Annotated in this window: 7 protein-coding genes; all 7 read right to left on the bottom strand. The window is 66.7% G+C overall.

Features of this window, described 5'->3' with window-relative positions; genetic code table 11:
- The coding region (locus BUB23_RS27215; protein WP_218599164.1) for a hypothetical protein at positions 1-202 on the bottom strand (202 nt) is incomplete at its 3' end.
- Between the two features lie 293 nt (positions 203-495).
- Positions 496-14145 (bottom strand): filamentous hemagglutinin family protein, encoded by a 13650-nt coding sequence (locus BUB23_RS25605; protein ID WP_073110093.1) that lies wholly within the window; start codon positions 14143-14145, stop codon positions 496-498.
- Between the two features lie 181 nt (positions 14146-14326).
- Positions 14327-15481, bottom strand: coding sequence for a substrate-binding domain-containing protein (locus BUB23_RS25600; protein ID WP_073110090.1), 1155 nt, complete (start codon positions 15479-15481; stop codon positions 14327-14329).
- A 172-nt stretch (positions 15482-15653) separates the two neighbouring features.
- Complete coding sequence (gspK, locus tag BUB23_RS25595; protein WP_084136265.1) at positions 15654-16688, bottom strand: type II secretion system minor pseudopilin GspK; 1035 nt, start codon at positions 16686-16688, stop codon at positions 15654-15656.
- 29 nt (positions 16689-16717) lie between these two features.
- Complete coding sequence (gene gspF, locus BUB23_RS25590; protein WP_073110085.1) at positions 16718-17923, bottom strand: type II secretion system inner membrane protein GspF; 1206 nt, start codon at positions 17921-17923, stop codon at positions 16718-16720.
- A gap of 11 nt (positions 17924-17934) precedes the next feature.
- Entirely contained in the window at positions 17935-19395 is a 1461-nt protein-coding gene (gspE, locus tag BUB23_RS25585; protein WP_073110082.1) for a type II secretion system ATPase GspE, read from the bottom strand.
- The gene (gene gspD, locus BUB23_RS25580) at positions 19392-22106 is read right to left on the bottom strand and encodes a type II secretion system secretin GspD (protein WP_084136264.1); all 2715 of its coding nucleotides are present in this window, start codon (positions 22104-22106) and stop codon (positions 19392-19394) included. The genes gspE and gspD overlap by 4 nt, the downstream gene beginning before the upstream one ends.
- Between the last annotated feature and the right edge of the window lie 29 nt (positions 22107-22135).

Here is a 22135-nt window from a genome sequence, read left to right as displayed (position 1 = left end):
AGCGCACGGCATTGATCAGGTCGGATAGCAGATGCGGGTGAAGGCTGAATAAGGTCTTGAAAACCACGTCGTTGCACAATGATAAGCGGCGCGGCGCTTGCGCCGCACCGCGCCCCTGTGCGTGGCCAGGCGACGGCCCGGAACCGGCCTTCGCCACATCGGCAAGCGGCCCGGACTGTGAAGAAGGGTTGGAGGAAGACACGCCTGCCGTTCCAAAAAATGGTTTGCCAGCAAGCACTCTAGAATAAACCGGCAGGAATGACGATTAGGCGGAATTGTCCGGGTGGACAAGCCCGCGTCGCGTGAAGTGCCGTATTGCCGCCTGCACGCGGCACAAGTTCAGTTTGATAAGGATCACGGAGAATATTGGCGGCCTCCGCCGCGCATGCTGGCGCCCATGGGGCACCCCATCCATGCGGACGATAGCGCCAAGCTGCCACGCTATCGTCCGCCAGCCCTCCCGGCACGCACGCCAGAATCTCTTGCACCACAACACTACACCGCTTCCTCGTTGCCGAAGCCCAGTATCTGCACGCTGAAGATGGACGGCTGGTTCTGGCGGGCTTCATTGCGGGCGCGCGACACGGTTTCCTGCGCCGCCGCGGCCGCCGAAGCCGAGGCCGAACTGGCCGAGGCCAATGCCCCGGTATTGACCACGGCCGCCATCGGAATGCCCACCGAATCCCCCTTCACCTGGATGTTGGCCGCATTGACCACGTGCAGCGCCGCGATGTTCACATTGCCCGAGACGCGGATGCCGGCTTCGCCCGCGTCTATCGTGCCTTCGGGCGCGATCAGGTCCATATTGCCCGGCGGCACATCGGCGATCGGCGCCAGCGTGGCTATCCCCGCGCCCGTGGTCGGCACGTCGGACGACAGCCCGACATTGCCCCACTGGTCGTAGACGCGGCGCGGCGGCGTGTAGACCACGGTGGTCTTGGAGCCGCGCCCGGCGTTGATGTCGCCCTGCGCGGCCCACGCCAGGACATCGCCGCCGAAGGTGGTCATGATGCGGCTCTGGCCCAGCAGGATGCTGCCCAGCGAATACAACTGGATGTTGCCGAAGCCCTGCGTAATCACGCCAGCCGTCGAAGGCGGCGCGGCGCCCTCGATGCCGAACAGCTGGCGGCCGCCAGGCGTGAGCATCTGAATGTCGCCGCCCATGCGCGTATGGATGCCGGCGCCGCCGTACATCGTGATGTCGCCCTGATACACGTTAGGCTCGCCCGACGCGGAATTCGACGGGAACAGCGCCGCGATGGCGTTGCGCCCGCGCAGGTAGCTGCCGAAGCGCGGTCCATCCGCGTCGTTGTATTCGCGCCCGCCCTCGCGCAGCTCCGCAAAGTACACCTGGCGCGCAAAGATGCGCTGCTGCTCGGGGGCCAGCGCTGCAAAGACCGCCAGCGCTTCCTCAACAGTGCCCTCGAAACCGTAGCGCTCGGCCAGCCAGGCGGCCAGTTCCTCTTCGTAGCTCTTGGCCACCTTGCCCGGCTGGTCGGCCAGCGCAACGCCAGTCACCAACAGGTTGCCGGGATTCAGGTACTGATCCAGGAATCCTGCGTAGTTCACGCCGGCGCCCATGCCCGCCTGCATCACGATGCTCGCGCCGGGGCGCTTGTCGGCCGCGCTTACAGGCCCCAGGCTGGTCACGTAGTTCTGATCGTCCAGGCGAATATCGCCGCCGGCGCTGATCTCCAGCGTGCCGGGGCCGGCGATGCTGAAGCTGCTGAACAGGATGTTGCCGCCCGCAGACACCACCGACACATCGTTGGCGTCGTTGTGGACGATCAAATTCCCGATCGAGACAATATTGTTTGCATTGAGGCTGTCCTGGGCCAGATAACGCAGGCTCCCTAATGGATCACCGGACCCTACAATGTCCCGTCCCGCCTGCATTTTTAGGGGGCCGGCCGCGGCATGCAAGACCGAACCCGCCAAATCCCCACGTGTGAACTCCAAAAGCTCACCCGTGCGCAGCCCCACGATATCGCCTTCCCTTGCGTAGAAATGCGCCGCCGTCAAGGGCGGGGCATCCCACAACGCATTGCCGATATCCCCAAAAGCATCGAGAGAATTGGTTCGTGCCAGATCCATGCCGATCGCATAGACCGAGGGGTAGTTTTTCGTCGCCAGCGGAATCTCGAAACGATCCCATGCGGAAAATCGCGGCTGAAAAGGCGTCGCCAAAACGGAGGGATCCGCTCCGGACCGATCGATGGTGTAGCCTCCCGCATAAATGGATTTCCCGGCGATGAGATCCAGATACCCTGTGCCAGTGGCGCTCGGCGCCAGCATCAATGGATAGCTGTCATTAAACTTCGTGGCCCTGGCGATGCCCGAATGCCCCATATAGAGATTGCCTGCCGTTGCAGACATTGCAAACCGGGAGGGCAAGGCAAAGCTGCCATCGGTAGGCGAAGTATCGCGATAAAGGACGGGATTATTCTGTTGATACTCGAGTTCGCCCAACTGTGTCGAGAGGACGGCATCCCCTCCAACCGAATGCATACTGACGGCGGTATTGTCCGTCCACAAACTGAAACCGGTCAGGCCGCCGCCTTCATAGGGTTGGCCGTCCACCTGATAAGGCGTCGTACTCACTTGCGGGCTGCGGCCCGGGTCGGTCACCGCCCCCAGAACCATATCGCCCGCGACCGCGATACGCACTGTCGCATCGCCCGGCGCCAAGACTATGCCAGCCGTCGCGTTCGCCGCGGTCGGAGTAAAGGGATCGGCCGCCCGGCTGTCGCTGCGGTCCTTGAACTGGCTGTTATATTCTTGCGCAATCCGTCCGATGTAAGCCGCCTGGATGTCCATGCTCCCGCGCAGATTGATGATGGCGCCCTGCAATTCATGTCTAGGCGCCTGCCAGGCCTGCGCCGGATCAGCCTGCACCCGATTGATGCCGCCGCCGATACGCATCACCAGATCACCGCCGCCAGTCAGCGCCATCTGGCCATCCGCCAGCACCTTGCCGGTGCCGCCGATCGCCACGACCAGCGCGTCGCTATGTTCGGTGTTCACACCCAAATCCGATACGACCCCGGCATGGCGGCCCACGTCCACCATCACGTTCCCGCCACCCAGCGCGCCAATGCCGGTGAACCCCACTAAATGCGGCTGTCTCTTGGCATCGGAAAACTCGGGCTGCATGAATGGCTCATGCGCATAAGTGCCGAAATTCACCCACCAGGCGGTCGGCACGTCATCGGCGGAACTGCCGGCGCCTGTCCCCTGGCGCCAGGACCAATTGCCCACCCCGGCGCTCGGCAACAGCGCTGGGGCCGGACCGTCGCCCACTTGAGCGGCCCATACCGACCCGAGCAAATCGCGTCCCGCGGCAATCACGACATTGCCGCCCTGATCCGGATACCAGGCCCGGTACAGATTGGTATCGCTCTTCTCATCTACGAGCCGTTCATAATCGGCGCCGTCTGTTTTACCCTGACTACCAAGAATGGAACCCGCCAGGTCGCTGGAACGCCCTCGAGGCTGATAAAAATCCTGTGAAGAAAAACCGCCCTGCCCTACAGTGTCCGATCCCGCCGTGTAGACGCCATAAGCCGACTGCATCCACACGTCGCCCGAGGCCAGTAGTTCCAGATCCCCCGTCCCCGTGCGTACAACGCTGAAGTGAAGGCTGCTTGGCGTGCTTTCATTGCGGCCTGGGCCTGCGACGCAGTAACCCGGGTCGTAACTGCAAGCAGCTTCCGCATTCGGCTCGCCAATAGCCCCAAGGTAATCCGCCACCGGCTTGCCGACCGCGGATGGGTCCAAGCCAAAGTCCGAGGCTCCGAACTCGGTCCAGACCAGTGGACCGCCTCCCATCGCGCAATAGCCAGGATCGTATCCGCATGCCGCCTCGACACTCGGTTCACCGATTTCATCAAGATAATCCGCCACCGGCTTGCCCACCGCCGAGGGGCTCAAGCCAAAGTCCGAGGCTCCCACCGCGGTCCAGACTAGCGCGCCCCCCGCCTTGGAGTACATCACATAATGCGTGTCGGCCAGGGTCAGATTGCCCGCCTGATCACGCGGCTTCAGCAGCCGGCTGTCGGCCGCATCAGTATCCGCACCGGCCACCAGGCGCATGGACCACGACAAGGAACCTGCCTCCAGCATGGGCGCCACCGCCCAGTTCTTGCCTTGGTTTCCTCCACCCGCCGCCCGTAAGGGGATGGAAAGCTCGCCTTCGGGCAAGTCCAGCACCAGACTGGCGTTCGCCGGAATGAAGGCCCCCATGGCCAGGGTCTTGTCCTCGCCCAGTGTGATGGCGGTGGCCAAGGGCACGCCCTTGGGCCAGGCCAGCCCGTTGACCTTGGCCGCCACCGGCAGCACCGCGCCGGCGCCCAGCGCCGTGCCGCTGTTCAAGGTCAGCGCTTCGGGGAAGGGCTTGCCCGCCGGCACCGTGACGTCCCGGCCATCGGCCGCGCGCCCGGTCACCGCATCGGGCAGCACCGTGCCGGCCCCGAAGGTGGTGTTGGCGGCCAGCGTGGCCGCAGCCGGCAACTGCGCGCCGGCCGGCAGGTTCACGCCATCGGTGGCCGGCAAGTCGTAGTTCAAGGTGCTGCCCGCCGGCAGCGTCGTGCCCGCCTTGAGCACAATGCCATAGCGCGGCGTGACCACGTCGATGTCGAAGGCCTGCTTGCCCGGCGTCAGCACCCAGCCGTTGTCGTCCGGCGTGGCCACCACCTCGCCCGTATCCGGGTCTATGGGCAGCGCAAAGCCGTCGTTGATGCTGCCGTAGACATCCAGATCGCCGCCAGTACGAAGCACCAGCGAACCCGGCTCGCCCGAGCCGTAGCCCGCGTCGCCCGCTTGGGCCGTGGGCGTGTACCTGGCCTTGACCAAGGGGTTCAGGCTGTCGTAGCGATGGCCGGACAGATCCAAGTCGCCGTTGACGACCATATCCCGGTCGGTCACGATCTCCACGCCCGGGCGCAGATGCAGCACGTCGCGGTAGCTGTCATTGTTCAGCCCCGCCAGCTTGCCGTTGATCAAGCTGCTATTGCCCAGCGCGTTGTTGATGAAGGCCTGGCTTTGTGTGTCCTTCTTGTCCAGGTAGTCTTGGGTAATCTCGCGATATGGCCGCCCGCTGGCCGCCTGGCTGCCGTCGCGCAGCAGCGCATCCGGGTCGGCGTCGTCATAGCGCCAGGCGCCGATCACGGCAATGGACTTCGCGCCTTCGATCGTCACCGGCCGGCTCGCGTCGATCGCCACGTCGCCCACCGCCGGGTCCGCGCCCAGGCGCGGCGCATACAGCTCCAGCGTGCCGCGCGCCTGGCCGTCGTGCAGCGCCGGGTCGGCCTGCACGCGCGCGTCGTCCGTGCCGTGGCGCAGGTCGATGCGCGCGCCTTCGGCCAGGGTCAGCAGGCCCTGCCCGGAATTGAGTTCGACGATGGCCCGGTTGGGCGCATCGATGATCTTGCCGTAGCTGTCCAGGCGCAGCAGGCGGCCGTGCGCGTCCAGCAGCGCATTGCCGCCTATCGTCAGGCCATCGCGGGCGGCCAGCCGTATGCTGCCCACGCGCTCGCCGCCGGCATCGATGATGCCCGCCACCGTCAGGCTGCCGCCGTCGATGGAGACATTGACCTGGTTCGCCTTGAGCAGCGCGCCGGCCCCCCCTTCGGAATCCGGGTCATTGCCTATCGTCAGGCTGCCCTGCTTGATCTGGAAGCTGCGCCCCCCAAAGACGCCGCCGTCGTTCAGGCGCCGGTTCAGGCTGGCAAAGTAGCCGCTCAGGTCGCCGCTGCCGCCCAGGTTCGTGGAGTGGATGTCGACGAAGCCCGCCAGGTAGGGCACATAGGTGCCGCCCGCGTCATAGTAGCCGCTGGCCCCGCCCAGGATGCGGCCTTGCAGGTCGACCACCCCGGCGCCGGCATCGGTGGCCGCCACCGTCAGCCTGCCCGCCTGGTTGTACTCGGCCGACAGGTCGATGACGGACCCGCCCGCCTGGCGGATATTGCCCGCCTGGCTTTCCAGGATGACCTCGCCGCCCCAGCTGTACTGGGTCAGATCGAAGGTGTCGATGCTGCGGCCCGAGACGTCCAGTAAGGCCCGCTCGCCCAGGATCACGTCATCGTGCGCCGAGACCGTCAGGCGCCCGCTGGGCAGCATGACGGCGCTGTCCAGCACGATGCCGCCGCGTCCTTCGAGCGTCAGCGTGGCGCCCAAGGCATCGGAGACTGGCTGCGCCTGGCCTTCGGCCAGCGGGGAGCGGATGTCGATCGCCCCGCCCGCCGCGATGCGGTTGACCGAGCCCGCCTCGCCCGTTAGCAGCGGGGTGCTGATCAGCAGGCTGCCGCCCTGGTAATCGTAGCCCTTGCCGGGCACGTAGACGCCCTGGGTCTGGTAGACCGACAGCGAGCCTTCGTGGTTGGCCGTCACGCGGTCGGTGGCCGAAAGCTGCACGCCGGCAAAGCCCAGCGCCAGCCGGCCCACCTCGGTCACGCCGTCCGGCTGGGTCCAGGGGCCGTAGCCGAACTCGATGCGCTCGGCCTCGACGCGCAAGGCGCCCGAGCCGCTGCCCGCGCCCTGGGCTATGGCGGCGGGCGCCTTGCCGGCGCTGCCGTTCCAGACCAGGGTGCCGGTCTGGATCAGAGCCACGTCCTGCGCGCCGCCATAGCCGTAGATGGCCGGGGTGGTCAGCACCAGGTTGTTCAGGCGCGAGCGGCCCGTGGCCGGATCGAGGGTGTTCAGGGCGACCGACTCGAAGAAGTTCATCGAGCGGCCCGCGGTCAGGAAGAGGTTCTCCAGGGCCGGGGCGCCATAAGCCTGGTCGCCCCGCAGCAGGCGGTCGAGCACCTGCTGGTTCAGCGTCAGGCCGTCGGTCAGCACGCCGCGCTCGCGCGCCGCGTCCAGCGCCGGGACGCCGCCGACATTGATGCCGGCCACCGCCAGCAGGAGATTGCGCGTGCCGTAGCGGGCGCTCTCGTCGATGCGAAGGTCGCTGTGCGTCGCCAGGGCGATGGTGCCTTCGGAATACAACTGCGCCGAATTGAGCGCCAGGGCGGCGCTGGAACAATCCGCAGCACCCGCCGGGCAGGCGCCGATCTCGATGCGGCCACCGCCTGCCGAAGCGGATGGCGCCAGCAGGTTCGCCCATCCGTTGGAAACGGCCAGCACACTGCGGTCAGCCGGCGTATAGACAAGTTCATTGCCCGCCCCGAAGGCCGGTAATCCCATGCCTATCGTATTGATGCCGGCGCCCGACTCCACCGTGATGCTGCCCTCTGAACGGGTGACCAGCATCACCTCCGGCGCGCGAAGCACCGCCCCTTCGCGCAGCGTCACGTTCAGCAGGCCACGAGAGGTGGATCCGCTATCCATGAACCTCACATCATTCGTCCCGTACCGTTGGTAGGGCGCGCCGCCAATGGCGATCCGGCCAGCGCCCATGGCATTCAGATCGCTGGCGCGCACGCTGATGCCCCCGAAGTCCCGGGTCGCCGCAGCCGCATCGGAGAGGACCTCCAACTGCGCAGTGTCACCGACGAACGCAGTCGCGCCAGTCAGCACAACGCTACCGTCATCGCCATCCTTGGCCGGCTTGAAATTGACGCTGCCATCGAATTCGAACACGACCCGGCCGTCTTCCTCGGCGATCCATTGCGTGCCGTCCCACCGATAGCGCGGGTTGAAGCGCAGCAGCAAGGAGCGCGCGTCGTCCGGCGACAGGCCGCGCACAATGCCTTTGCGCGCGGCATCGGCCAGGACGAAGTCGGCGTAGCTCGTTTCGTTGTACTGCGCGTAGCGTTTCATCGTCTGCGCCGGGGTCAGGATGACCTGATAGGCGTCGCTGTCCACCATCCCGCCGCTGTTGGCCACGCCCAGGCGGCCTGCGGCCGACCACGAGCCGTTGCGCATCGGCGCCGCCGCTTGCGCAACAGGCATCGCGGACTGCGCCCCCAAGGATGTAAACCCGAGCGCCAGCCTGCCGTTCAGCTCCACCCGGAAAGCCCCGGGCAGCAGCGCGTAATCGGCCGGCATCAGGGTATAGGCCACGCCCGGCACAATACCGTCAGGCAAGCCGCTGCCGTTTTCGAAACGTATGGTCTGGCCCACCATGGGATCCAGCGCGGCCGAGCCATTGCCCGCGGGCGCGTAGCCGGCGTAATCCGGCACCAGGGCATAGACCGCATTGCTTGATCGCGACGGCGCCCTTACCACGCCGTCGCCATCCAGTTGCAGCAGCGGGCTGTAGCGCACATCGGTCGACCCCCCTCGTCCCGATACAAAGCCAAAGCCCAGCACGTCGCCCCCTCCACTCAGATCGATGCGCGCATCCGCGCCCACGGTAATCGTGCTGCCGGTCAGCGCCACGCCTGAAGTCAGGTTGGTCGAGTCTGTCGCTCCCAGCCCCTGGGGCGTGTAAGCGCTGCCCGCCGGCGTCTGCCAATCGATGCCGTCCACGGTGCCGCCATAGGGCATGACCAGGCCCGCGGCGCTGACCGAGGTCACGCTGTCGGCGCCCAGCATCACCCGTTCAGTCAGTCCCGAGGAATCCGCCGTGCCCAGGTTGATCAAGCCCAATGGCGCCAGGACGACGCCGTCCTGCCGGACTTCGGCGGCGCCGAACGACAGTTGGCCGTAAAGGGAATACGGCGCCAGCGCGGACAAGGCCGGATCGGCGCGGGACGAACGCGCCACGCGTATCAGGCTTTGCGGGTCATACATCGTGTCGCCGCCGCCAGGTCTTATCTTTGTCCCCCACGCATTTCCCGCCACAATACGCGCCCGTACACCGGTCGCGGGATACACGCGCGAGGCCAGCAGTTCCAGGCGCTGCGGAACGTACAAATCCATGGTCAGCGTTCCCTCAAGGAGCCCGCTGTTGCTGCCCAGGAAGCGGATGTCGCCGGCGCTGTCGAGCACGACATCGGTAAAGCCGCGCCGGTCGAGCGCAGGGCCCATGAAGCCGCTGCCATCGGAGTGCAGGCCTATCCGCAGCTGGTCGCGCAGGTCGATCAGGTCCGCCGAGACGCTCAGCGCGCCGCTGGCGCCGCGCGCATCCTGGGACATTCCTCCAACAGAATCGGGGTTGGCCCGCGCCTGGTATACGTCACCTAACTCGCGAAAGTTCGCGCCGGCCAGCCGCACATAGGGCGCGCGGATCACGCTCTCGCCCTGCCCCTGCGCGCCATCGGACCAGCCTATGCCGATGCTGTACAGGCGGATGCTCTGGCCGCGCTCGCCCAGGTCCAGCGCCACGCCATCGGCAAAGCTGATCATGCCATTGCTCAGCAGCGCCAGGTTGGCAAAGCCGCCCGCGGCGATCTGCTCCACGGAAAGGTAACCCTGTCCAAAGGCCACGTCGCCCGCCGCCCGGAGGTCCGCGTCGCGCTGATAGAGGGTAATTTCACGCTGAGTCAAGACGTCCATGAGATAGGCGCCGCCATTGCCGCGCCGCGTGTCGTAGACCGGGCTTTCGAGCGCCAGCGACAGGGTGCCGCCGGCGGCATTGCCGCCGCCCGAGGCGGCCACCATGCGCCCGTCCAGCGCCCAGCCGTTGTGGGTGGCCAGGCTGATCACGCCGCCCGCGCTGGCATGGCGCAACTGGCCGTTCTGATCAAAAGCCGCGCCGCCGGAGGCGTCGAGCAGCGCCCCTTGCCGGATGTCGATGAACAGGTGCGCGGCCGACGCCTTGCCCTGCTCTTCATCGATGACGCCGCCCAGGATGATCTGGCCGCCCGCGTAGCTGTAGCCAAACGCCTCGTCCAGGCCGTTGCGCGCCACGACCGCGCCGCCCGACGCATCCAGCACGGCACGCTCGCCTATCAGCATGGACAGGCGCTTGGCCGGGTCCGCATCGGCAGGGTTGGCCAGGGACGCGGTCAGTTCGCGCAATTCGATCGTGCCGCCCTTGGCCGTCAAGCGGCCCTCCACGGTGATCCCTCCTATCGAATTCAGGGCAATGCTCTGTAAGGGATCCACGGTAATGGCCCCGTTTTCGGCGATATGCACGCCTATGCCTTCGCGCCCGCCCGAGGTCGTCTGCCCCGCATTGCCGGCGGTCAGGGACAGGCTGGCGCCACGGCGCTGTGTGATCGACTGCGCAACAGGATCGACGGTGTAGAGCGGGATGTCCTTCCACAGCTCCAGTATCGGGTCGCCGTTTGCCGCCACCCCCTGCTGACGCAGGATGGGCATCATGACGTCGATGGACTCGTCCTGCGCCGACTGGCTCACGACCACGCCCTGCGCGCCACGCACATCGTAGTGTGAAAAGCCGCGCTGGAAATCCTCGGCATTCAACTGGAGTATCGGGGCGACCTTGGCGTCCCGGCTCAATTGCGTACCGGTCGGGACCAGCGCGCCCACGGGAATGGTGATCGAGGATGCGCCGACCTGGGCGAGGGATTTTTCAGTGAGGAGTGTGCCCGCCGGCAGCATGGCTTCGTACGTCGATGCCACAGGTATACCGTTAGGAAACACATCCTCAGGAAGGCGCCAGCCGATCGGCAGATATTGCAAGTTTTCGATCTTGGCAATCCTGGATCCTTTGGGAACGATCGAGGCTGCCGCTATTTGCTCTGGAGTCACACTATCCAAATACCAATTCGATGGGTATGCATAGCCAGCCTGCGTACCATCCTCCTTTACGACCCAGACAACTATCGAATTCCTGATGTTCCGATTGGGCCCCTGCAGATAAGGTATCTGCCAATCTTCCTCAGTAATCAACGTAATGTCTATCCCTGAAATCGGCAGATAGAGGGTAATCCTGCCATTCCAGCTCGGGACGGCAGGATATCTATCCCCAGGCTGCCAGATGTCGGACAGATACGAATAATCCGCCAGCAGCGTCTCGCCAAGACCCACTTCCACTTCTTCGCGCAAGGTCAAGCCGATGGGCGCCGTCTCGCCGGCCTTCAACACCCCGTTCTCCGACAGCAGTTGCGCGCCGATGCCCACCGCCGTGCCGGACTCGATGCGCAGCGTGCCGCCGCCCAGCACCCCATAGCCTCTGATCTCGCCATTCAGGTACAGGGGCGCCGCGACATTGCTGAGCGCCCCCGAGGCCAGGGTCACGTCGCCGCCGCGGCCACCTTGCAGCTTGTTATTTGCCAAGAGCACTGCTCCCGACGACACATCGATCAGGCTGCCTTCGCCTATCGATACCTCGCCGCTGCTGCGGATGCTGACCTCGCCGCCATCCACGTAGGGCAGCAGCAGCGCGTCGGCCATGTCCTTGCGCTGGCTGCCCTGGCGCCCCGTCGCATCCAGCCTCACGCCATCGGCCACCGCCACGTGCGCAGCCACGGCTGCATCGTTCGGGACGATCAGGCGCTCGCCCCACGCCGTGGAATACACCGGCAGCACATTGCCCAGGGCAATGCGCCCGCTGTGGGCCGTGAGATCGGCCTGGACGTCCACCGCCGCGCCATACAGCGCGATCTCGCCGCCATCGGCCACCGACAGGCTGCCCTGCACGTCGATGCCGTTGGTCGCCGCCACTTTGATGGCGCCCAGGTTCTGCCGGCTCAGGCGCCCGGCGTCGAGCACCAATACGCCGTCGCGCTCATCGGGCAGCGCGTCGCCGGCCGCCAGGGCGTCGCCCAAGGCATCGGGCGCGTCCGTGAACACGATCTTGCCGATCAAATCGGAAAGGTTGTGCGCCAGCCGTTTTGCCTGCGCATCATAGATGGGCGTGTAGCCGCCCACCAGCAACTGGCCGCGGCGCGCGGCGGCCGTCTGCCGCTGATCATAGCCGTCCAGGCCCTGCTCGGGCGCCCGGGTCTGGCGATCGCCCTGATAGACCTCGCCCACGATGTCGCCTTCCAGGATGGCGTTGCGGGTCGAGACCACCAGCTGGCCCGCATCGCGCCCCACGGTGTAGCCGGACTCGTAGCGGCGCCGCGGCGCGATCAAGGGATTATAGAAGCTGCGGGTGGCCTGCTCGCCCCAGCGCGCGTGCTCGTCCTGGTAGCCCTCGTAGATGCCCTTGTACAGGATGTCCCCGGGCGCGCGCGATACCTCGTAGAGCCGCCCGTCCGCCCCCCTGACCCAGCTCTGCTCGATGTAGCCGTCCTGCACGTCCAGCGTGCCGCCCGACAGGTTGATGATCGAGCCGGCCTGGGTGATGACTTCCTGGCCGGCGAAGGTGACCGTGCCGCCTTGGGCCAGCCACTCGCCCGCGCCATGGGCCTGCAGGCCGCGCCAGCCGCTGACTTCCAGCAGGCCGCCCTGGGTGTACCAGCGATCCGGCGTGCCCTGGGGGTTGGTCAGCGCATCGTAGTCGCCCTTGATGAAGACCAGGTCGCGCACGTCCACCCAGACGTCCTTGCTGCTCAGCTGGCTGTTGTTGCCTTCCGGGTTGCTGTCGCGATTGACCGGCGCATCGCGCAGTTCGTTGCCCTGCACATTGACCAGGATGTTGTTGTTCTCCATGGCCACCTTCACGCCCACCGCGCCGGCCACGTCCAGCACCGCGTCACGGCCCACCCACGTGCGTCCAGTGACTGCATTGGGCCGGGTACTGCCGCCTTTTTCGGCCTGCACGGCGATCTGGCCGCCGGTGGCCAGCGTGAGCGAATCGCCCTCGAAGGCGATGGTGCCGCCGCTGACGATTTCGATGCGGGATTGATCGCGACGGTCGGTGATGCCGCCAGCGGGTACCGGATCGGCTGTATTGAATACGCCCGGTATGGCAAGGTTGTCGAACACGCCGTCGGCCTTGATCAAGGCATCGGTGATGGTTTTGTTCGGCTCGTAGACGTCCAGATTGTTGGCCAGGGCATCGCGCTGCGCGTCCAGCGCCGTCTGCGCGCCTTCGTCGACCAGGATGGCGGTCACGCTGCCGGCGCCCAGCGTCACGCTCGCATCGCCGTCGCTGCGCGAATTCAGGAGATGGATGGTGCCGCGCTTGTTGACGGTCGTCGTCGTCAAGGCCACCCCGGCGGGGCCGGCTGCATCCGCAGCCTGCTGCACGACCTCGCGACCGGTGAGCGTAATGTCGCCCGTCGTGGCCATAATCAGGCCCGCGTTGACCACCCGGCCGGTAGTCAGGCTATCCGTGTTCAGGCGCGCGGCCACTTCATTGCCCTGGGTGCTGGAGTGCTGGTTGCCCTCGGTGCCCTGCCCCTTGCGGATGAAGAAGCTGTCGCCCGCCGCCAACGCTACCTGGCCGTCTGGCGTCGCGATCTGGCCGGCGTTGTGCAGCTCCCGGCCCATCAGCAGCACGTAGCCGCCGCCTTGCGTGGCGGAGGCGGGCGTGTGAGTGGCGATCTGGGCGCCGCGCCGGATGTCGATCCCGCCCTGCGCATTGGTGAAGCTGGCCTGCGCGCCGGCGTCCGCCCCGTACAAGCCGCGCGCACTGAATTGGTCGTCCTTGATGTCGGCGGCCGCGGCCACGAGGTTGCGCACATTGACCTGGCTGCTGCCGCTGAACACGATGCCGTTGCGGTTGACCAGCATGACCGTGCCGTCGGCCTCGATCCGGCCCTGGATCTGGCTGGGGCGGGCATTAGGATCGTTGACGCGATTGAGCACCGCCCAGCCGGTCTGCGCCGTGCGATTGCCGCCGGCGTCGTAGGTCGCCTGGTCGAAGTTCACCGTGGTGTTGCGCCCGACGTTGAAGGTCTCCCAGTTCAGGATGGCCTTGTCGGCCGTTTGCTGGATCGTGACCGTCGTGCGCCCGCCGGCCTGCGTCTGCGCCGGCGCCTTGGCGTTGAGCCACCCTGCCGTCAAGGGCTGGGCGTCGATCTTCAGGCCGCCCTCGGTCAATCCATCGGGCACGGAAGGATCGTTCTGCGGCGCCGCGCGCGCGGCGGCCTGGACGGCCTGCTGCGCGGCGATGGCTGCCGCGGCACTGCCCAGGTTGGCCACCGAGCGGTTCAGTTGCTGGCGCGCCTGCGCCTGTTGCTGGGCCGCCGGATTGATGCCGGCCAGCATGCCATTGGGCAGCCTGCCGGTGGCCGCGGCCTGCGCCTGGGCCGCGCCCTTGGCCGCCATCCAGCCGCTGCTGAAGGGGCGCGACTGGGCTTGGGCGATGGGCGAGAAGACACCGCCGGCGACCCCCACGGCAAACGCCGTGGCCAGCACTCTTGCCGCATAATTTTTTCTTTGCGACAGTGGATGATGCCGCTGCGATGCGCGGACCAACCGTGTGCTGGCGCCTGTGTTGCCGGCTGTTTTCTTGCTCATGGTCAAAAAACTCTCTTTTCTATTATTCATTACGTCGCTACTGCTGCATCCCGGCAGCCGAGGTGCAGAAATAGCGGCGCAGAAATAGCGGCGCAGGTAGCGGGCCGGCCCTGGCAAAGAAGCCGGAGCCAGCCCATACTGCGTGCCTACTTTTCAGCCGATGTCATGGCTGTACAGGCGGCTACAAAGTGAAAGCGGAAGCGGTGGCGGGACGGCCGTTCGCGCCGCAAGCGCTGGTGTTGCCGATGTCCAGACCCCTGTTGATTGAATTGGTCACGAAGGTGTCATTGATGGCATTGCGGAACGCTTCAGGCAGCGGCACAAAAGAGTGAGCGATTGTCTTGGCGTCGAAGTCGCCGTCAGCCAGGGCCTTGACCAAGGCCTTGATGCGGTCTTCCGTTGCCTGGTCTTGATAGCATTGGCCGACCAGAAAGTTGGTGTAGCCGACAATCGGATAACCAACTGTCGGAGCGGTGTCGAAAGTTGGCACCCAGCGCACCGGGTTTACACGTTGAGCCAAGGGAGGAGCTAGCGCCGTGCCCAGCGCTTCTCCCGCATTGGCAGTGGTAGGCAAATTGCCATTGACTTTAGCGACCTTGGTCGCGTCGGCCAAGTCAACAATATAGTCAGGGCTGACATAGCCTATGCGGTTCACACCCCCGTCCACCGTAGGTACAACATTGCCGCTGCCGGACGCCACCACAAACTTACCGGAGGGTAACGATGTAAAGAGGCTCTCGAACGTCGAGTTCGTCGAGAATGCGCCGTTCACCAGGTTGCTGCCACTCAGGTCCTGACCGGCGCAGATCGACGTAAGGAACCGGGTGAGCAATTCCGTCGTACCGCTGCTCCCAGCGCGGTAAACAACGTTCCAATCGGGATCCAGGCCGGCGAAAATCTGGCAAATCTGCGCGTTGGTCAGGCTAAGCTCGCCGCCACCCGTCTTATTGAACGGAAGCGTGACGCTTGTGCCCGCGGCGGGAATCTGGATCAACCGGCCCCAGCCCCTTGCGTTGTAGGTGCTGACGTAGTTGTCGTCAATCACGGAATCACTGCCGGCGAACGCAACGGGTACTTTGGGCGTAACGCCAGGGTAAATGAAATTGGAATCATTGGTGGCAAACGCGCTCTTGCCACCGCCGCTACCTATGCCCTCGGAGTACACGAAATCAGTAAAGTTCGGTAGTCCTTGGAACAGCCCGGGATTGCCCGTTGCGCCTTTGTACAGCTTTTCCGGCAGCGTCGCGCCGCCGCCATATACCTGAGCCGACGCCGCGCCGGCCACACCCATCGAAATCGCCAAAGCGATCATGTTCAGTTTGAAATGCTTACCCATGATAAAACTCCTTTGCATCCGACAAAAAAAGGAACTAAATACAAGGCGGCGGGTCGTAGCTTGAGTGAAGGACCCATCGCCTTGCGGGAATCGCCCTCTTGAGCGATGGGCTTATTTTCGTCTCCGTCCAAGACAGGATGATGGACAAAGCTCGGGTGTTTTCCATTTTTTTTCAGGCGCCCGTGCGTTGCCATACCAGGCGCGGCATGGATTTCTTGTCGTCGTGCAGCAGGGCCTGCTGCACGACGATGGCGCCCTGCTGCGCCACCACGCTGGACACCAGGAACCAGCGGCTTTCGATGCCTATGCGTATGTCGAATTCGCTCAGGTCGGGGCGCCGCAGGCGGTTATAGAAATCCCCGCGGCTGACGAACCAGACGCCGCGATCGCGTTCCTTGAGCAGCGCCGCGGCCCGCTCCAGCGAAAAGCCCGGCACCCAGGCGGCGATCACTTCGGGCGGCGCCGTATTGGCATTGATCCATGTGTAGCCGGGCAGGATGGTCGCGTAAGGCCGCAAGCGCGCCACCACCTCCGGCGTCACCCCGGGCACCGCCAGCAAATCGTCCAGGGCGCGGATCTGCGGCGCCCGGGGCGTGGCCGGAATGCCGTCCGGCAGGCCTATCCGCTGGGCGGCGCGGGCCGCCGCCTGGCGCGACTCGTCGTCATCGCCGCGGCCGGCCGCCTGCCGCGCGCGGCCGCGCACCCCTTCTTCGGACAGCGACGCCACCACGCGCTGCATGATGCGATCGGCCTGCCCGGCCTGGATGCCCAGCAGGGCGCACAAGCGGGCAAAGGCCTCCACTTCGGCGGGCACGATAGCGCCGTTCTGCGCCAGGTTGCGCAGATTGAACTTGCCTTGCTCGTCGGTGATCTGGACGCTGTAGCGGGTATCCCCCCCGCGGCCGCCGGCCGGGGGCAGCGGCTGGTCCACGAGGGGCCGGCTCCACTGCCCGTCCAGGCGCGTTACGGGGCTGCGCCGGGCGTCCTCGCGCAGCACGGCCTGCGCCCAGTGGAGGGTTCCCTGCAAGGCCCAGCGCGCCCGCGCCTGGGTTTGGTCGCTCTGCGCCATGCGGATGAATGTGCTTTCCCGCTGCGCGATGCCGGCCGCAATCACCGTGATGACGGCCACCAGCAACAGGGCGCTGATCACGGCCATGCCGTGCTGCCTGGTTTCGGGCGCATCGGCGCGCGGCATCGTTGTCATCATCCAGGGCCTCCCTCCTTCGGGTGTCGCGGCTACTGCACCATCTGGTTCAATTCCATGATGGGCATCATCACGGCCAGCACTATCATCAGCACCATGCCCCCCATGCCTACCGTCATCAGGGGCTCCAGCATGGCGGTCATGCGCAGCGCGCGGCGCTCCAGGTCGCGCGACAGGTTCTGCGCGGCCCGGTCCAGCATGGGCGCGAGCGCGCCGGTTTTCTCGCCGCTGGCCACCATATGGATCAGGTTGGACGGAAAGAGCCGCTGCGCCTTCAAGGCCGCCGCCAGCGTTTCGCCTTCCTTCACCCGCCCGATGACGTCCGAGGCGGCGCCGCGCATGCGTTCGTTGCCCATGGTCTCGCGGGCGGCTTCCAGCGCGCGCAGCATAGGCACGCCGGCATCGCGCAAAATGGACAGGGTGGACGCGAAACGCGCCGTATTCACGCCCAGCACGAACTTGCTGATCACGGGCATGCGCAGCAGCCGGCTGTGCCAGGCCAGGCGCGTGGCCGGGTTTTGCAGCGACCTGCGCCACGCCCAGAATGCCAGCCCGGCCAGGGCGGCGGTGAGCGCGCCCCACTCGCGCACGAAGCCGCTCAAGGCCAGCATGACCCGGGTCAGCACGGGCAATTCCTGGTGCGACTGGGAAAAGGCGCTGACCACTTGCGGCACCACGTAGCCCAGCAGAAAGACCACGATGCACACCGAGATCACCGCCACGATGATGGGGTAGATGAAGGCCGTCAGGATTTTGGAGCGCAGGGCGTCGCGCCCTTCCAGGTAGTCCGCCAGGCGCTCCAGCACGCGCGCCTGGTCGCCGGAATCCTCGCCGGCGCCGACCAGCGCGCGGTAGATGTCCGGGAAATCCTTGGGCCGCTGGGCCAGCGCATCGGCGAAGCGCATGCCGCCGCGCACGTTCTCGCAGACCTCGGCCAGCGTCTGGGCGACGTGCTTGCGCTCGGCCTGCTCGATGGTGGCCACCAGGGCCGATTCCAGCGGCAGGCCGGCGCTCAGCAGGCTGGCCAGCTCGCGCGTCGCCCAGGCCAGGTCGCTGTTGGAGAGCTTTTTGCCGAACCAGGAAGCGCCCGCGCCGGCATCGGCCTTTTCGGCCACCGCCAGGGGCGACAGGCCCCGGCCGCGCAGGGCCGCGCGCGCGCCGCGCGGGGAATCGGCCTCCAGCCGGCCCAGCTCTATCCTGCCCTGGGCGTCGGCGGCTTCATATTGAAAAGTCGGCATGATGTACTCCTTTACGCATCGCGCGTTACGCGCAGGATTTCTTCCTGCGTGGTGATGCCGGCATCCACCCAGCGCTGGCCATCGTCGCGCATGGTGCGCATGCCGCCTTCGATGGCGGCGGCCAGCAGAGCCTGTTCATCGGCGCGCTGGTGGATGAGGCGGCGCAGCCCGTTATCGACCACCAGCAGTTCATGGACGCCCGTTCGCCCCCGGTAGCCGGAGTGGGCGCAGGCCGCGCAGCCGACGGCGCGGTACGCCAGGCGGCCATCGGGCATTTCGTCCGCCTGCTTGCAGTCCGGACACAGGCAGCGCACCAGGCGCTGGGCCAGCACGCCCAGCAGCGTGGAGGCCAGCAGGAAAGGCTCCACCCCCATATCGACCACCCGCGTGACGGCCGAGACGGCATTGTTGGTGTGCACCGAGGTGAGGACGCCGTGCCCGGTGAGCGACGACTGGATGGCGATCTGCGCCGTTTCCAGATCGCGGGTTTCGCCTATCAGGATGTTGTCGGGATCCTGGCGCAGGACCGCCCGCAAGGCGACCGCGAAAGTCATGCCTATCCTGGCGTTGACCGGAATCTGGGCAATGCCCGGCAAGTCGTACTCGATCGGGTCTTCCACGGTCATGATGTTGTTGGTGCCCGGGTCCAGCTGACCCAGGGCCGAATACATCGTGGTGGTCTTGCCGCTGCCGGTGGGGCCGGTCACCAGCACGATGCCGTGGGGCTGGCGTATCAGCCGGGTCAGGCCGTCGCGCAGTTCCGGCGCCATGCCCAGCGAGGCCAGCTGCAGCCGCCCCGCATCCTTGAGCAGCAGGCGCAGCACCGCGCGCTCGCCATGGGCGGTGGGCACCGTCGATACGCGAACGTCTATGGCCTTGCCCCCCACGCGCAAGCCGATGCGGCCGTCCTGGGGCAGGCGCTTTTCGGCGATGTCCATCTGCGCCATGATCTTGATGCGCGAAATCAGGGCGGCATGCAGGGCCTTGCGCGGCGCCACCACGTCGCGGAACTGGCCGTCGACGCGATAGCGCACGCTGGCGCGGGTCTCGAACACATCGAAGTGAATGTCGCTGGCGCCGTCCCCCGCCGCCTGGGACAGCAAGGCGTTGATCATGCGGATCACCGGCGCGTCGTCGGTCGCATCCAGCAGGTCGGTGAGTTCCGGCATGTCCTGCATCAGGCGGTCCAGATCGATGTTGTTTTCGGCGGCCCCCATGACCGAGGCCGCATCGCCGGCGTGGGCATAGGCCGAGGCGATCAGGTCGTCCATCGCGGCTGCGCCGACCCTGCGGAAAGCCGCGGCCGGGTAGCGGCGCCGCAGCTCGACCACCGCCCAGCCGGGCGTTTGCGGGCAGACATGGACCAGCGCGCCGCCCTCGTCCCGGGCCACGCAGGCGCGATGGGCGCGCGCCCAGGCGTAGGGCAGGCTGTCGAGCGCGGGGCCCGCCCGCCCGGGCGCCGGCGCGTTCATGGCGTCACCACCAGTTCAGGCTGATAGCCCAGCTCGCGCAGCAGGCCCACGGCGGTGTCCACCGCCTGGGGGTCGCGTCCGACATCCGCGCGCACGACATAATTCAGCCCGCCCGGGCCGCTCAGGGCATAGGCCTGCAGGCCGCTGACGCGCACGCGCCTGGCGATGCGCGTGGCGTCCTGCTGCTCGCGGGTTTCGGCGAACTGGATCACGGTCACATTGCGGGCGGACTGCCCATACATGGCTTCCGGGTCGCTGGCGACGGCCAGGCCGGCGGGCAGGCGCGTGCGGACCACGGCGGGCGCTTCGTCCTGGCCGCCCGCGGAAGGCGTCTGGCGCAGCGCCGACGAGGTCTCGGTGGAAGGCGGCGCCAGCGACTGGGTCTGGTCCCAATGCTCGGGGCGCAGGTCATATGGGCCCGCGCGCCCGGCCTGCGGCAGGTCCGAGGGCGGCAGGACCGGCCCTTTCATGTCCTTGAGCAAGGGGTGCGAGCCGGGCTGCGAACGGGCCTGCGCCCGCCGCATGAAGTTGTACCGGTCCTGGGTCAGGCCGCGCCCGGCGCGCGCATCGCGCACCACGTAGGGCCGCAGGAAAACCATCAGGTTGGTCTTGACGCGCTTGCGCGACTCGTACCGGAACAGCGCGCCCAGGACAGGGATGGAGCCCAGCACCGGCACCGCATCGGTGCTGGTCTGCACGGAGTCCTCCAGCAGCCCGCCCATGACCATGATCTGGCCGTCGTCGAGCAGCACGCTGGTATCGAGCGCGCGCTTGTTGGTCACGATGCCGCCCAGGCTGTCCGATTCGAGGCTGTCGATGCTGCTGATTTCCTGGTAGATGTCCAGCTTGACCGTGCCGCCCTCGGATATCTGCGGGCGTATGTTCAGTTTCAGGCCCACGTCTTCGCGCACGATGGTCTGGAAGGGGTTGTTGCTGCCCCCGCCGCCATCGGTCACGTACTGGCCGCTGATGAAAGGCACGGTCTTGCCCACCATGATGGCGGCCGGCTCGTTGTCTAGCGTCAGCAAATTGGGGGTGGACAGGATGTTGGCGCCGCCCCTGGTCTCGAGCGCCCGCGCGAGCAGCTTCAGGTTCAGGATTTCGCCTACGCCGGGCAGGTTGATCGTGCCGTCGATCACGCCGATGTTCAAGCCGGCGGGCGCCGCGTCTATCGTCGTGCGGGCATTGGCCGACAGGCCCGAGCCGCCGAAGCGCGCCCCGCCGAACAAGCGGCCGTTGCCCGTCATCCATTGGATGCCCAGCTCCGCGGCATCGTTCTCGGTGACCTCCACGATCAGGCTTTCCACCAGCACCTGGGCGCGGCGCTGATCCAGCAGATCGATGACCTTGCGCAAGCTGCGGTACATGGGCTCGGGGGCCGAGATGATCAAAGTGTTGGTGCTGACATCGGCCTGGACGGTGACGCCGCCGGCGGAAAACGCCGTGGACTGCGCGTCGCCCGCAGCCGCGGCGCCGGCGCCGCCCGAACCGCCCTGCCCGCCGCGCAAGGACCCCGCGCCGCCCGTGCCGCCGGCCGTTGCGCGCGCATTTGCGGCGCCGCCGGCGCTTGCCCGCGCGTTGCCGGCACCGTCGCCGGCCCCGCTCAACATGCCGCCGGCCCCCAGCGCGGCGCGCACGGAATCGCCGCCCGCCGAGGCCGAAGCGTCCGATTCGCCCGTCAGCACGCCGCGCAGCACGCCGGCCAGATGCGTGGCCTGCGCATTGCGCAAATACACCACATGCAGATTGCCCGGATCGGTCTGCACATTGTCCAGCTCTATCACCAGGTTGCGCGCCAGGTCGGTGCGCTCGGGGCTGCTGGAGCGGATCACGACGCTGTTCGAGCGCGGGTCCGCCATCACCGCGATGCTATCTGTGTTCTGCCCGCCGCCCTCCAGCAAGTCGGCCGCCATGGCGGCAATATCCACCGCGATCCCGTTATTGAGCGGCACGACAGAGGTATCGAGCGAGGTGGGCGTATCGATGCTGGCGATGACCCGGGCGATGCGCTCCAGGTTGTCCGCGTAATCCGTAATGACAATGGTATTGTTGCGCGGATAAGCCGTGATCGCGCCGTCGGGCGGAACCATGGGCTGCAGCACGGGGACGAGCTTTTCGGCGCTTTCATAGCTCAGGCGGAAGGTGCGCGTGGCGATGCCGGCGGAACCGCCTTGCTGGTTGACGCCGCCGCCCTGCAGCTTGGCATCCGCCACCGGCACCACGCGGCTGACGTCGCCCACATCCACTATCGTGAAACCCTGCATGCGCAACGCGCCCAGCAGCATGCTGTAGGCGGTCTGCGAACTGACTTCGCCCTCCGACACCAGGGTCAGCGTGCCCTTCACGCGCGGGTCGACCAGGAAGTTGCGGCCTGTGAAGCGCGCCAGCGCGCGCAATACCGCGGGCAAGTCCGCATCCACGAAATTGAGCAGCACGCTTTCATCGCTCAGGCGCGGCCCCGCGGGCGAGGACGCAGCGGCGCCCGGCTGGCCGCCCCCCGCCCGGCGCAGCGGCCGGATCGCCGGCTTGCGCTCCTCGGCGCGGTCCGCGTCATTTTCCGGCGTGCGCCCCGCCCCGGAATCGCCCGAGACCTGCGCGGCCGGCAAGGGGGTGTACACACCCTCGCGCAGCAGCGGCTCTTCCTTGGGAGGCGTGGCGACACACCCGGCCAGCGCCACGCACAACAGCAATGAGCACCGATACGCCCGCATCGCTGTCCGACCCGCCACCCTATTTCGCC

This window comes from Pollutimonas bauzanensis, from assembly GCF_900129885.1.
GTDB lineage: Bacteria > Pseudomonadota > Gammaproteobacteria > Burkholderiales > Burkholderiaceae_B > Pollutimonas > Pollutimonas bauzanensis.
This window is presented reverse-complemented; position numbering and strand designations above follow the sequence as displayed.

What these genes read in the sequence shown, in the direction of transcription:
- gspE (WP_073110082.1), bottom strand. Translation starts at nt 19,395, where the DNA reads ATGAACGCGCCGGCGCCCGGGCGGGCGGGCCCCGCGCTCGACAGCCTG.
- gspK (WP_084136265.1), bottom strand. Translation starts at nt 16,688, where the DNA reads ATGATGACAACGATGCCGCGCGCCGATGCGCCCGAAACCAGGCAGCAC.
- BUB23_RS25600 (WP_073110090.1), bottom strand. Translation starts at nt 15,481, where the DNA reads ATGGGTAAGCATTTCAAACTGAACATGATCGCTTTGGCGATTTCGATG.
- gspF (WP_073110085.1), bottom strand. Translation starts at nt 17,923, where the DNA reads ATGCCGACTTTTCAATATGAAGCCGCCGACGCCCAGGGCAGGATAGAG.
- gspD (WP_084136264.1), bottom strand. Translation starts at nt 22,106, where the DNA reads ATGCGGGCGTATCGGTGCTCATTGCTGTTGTGCGTGGCGCTGGCCGGG.
- BUB23_RS25605 (WP_073110093.1), bottom strand. Translation starts at nt 14,145, where the DNA reads ATGAGCAAGAAAACAGCCGGCAACACAGGCGCCAGCACACGGTTGGTC.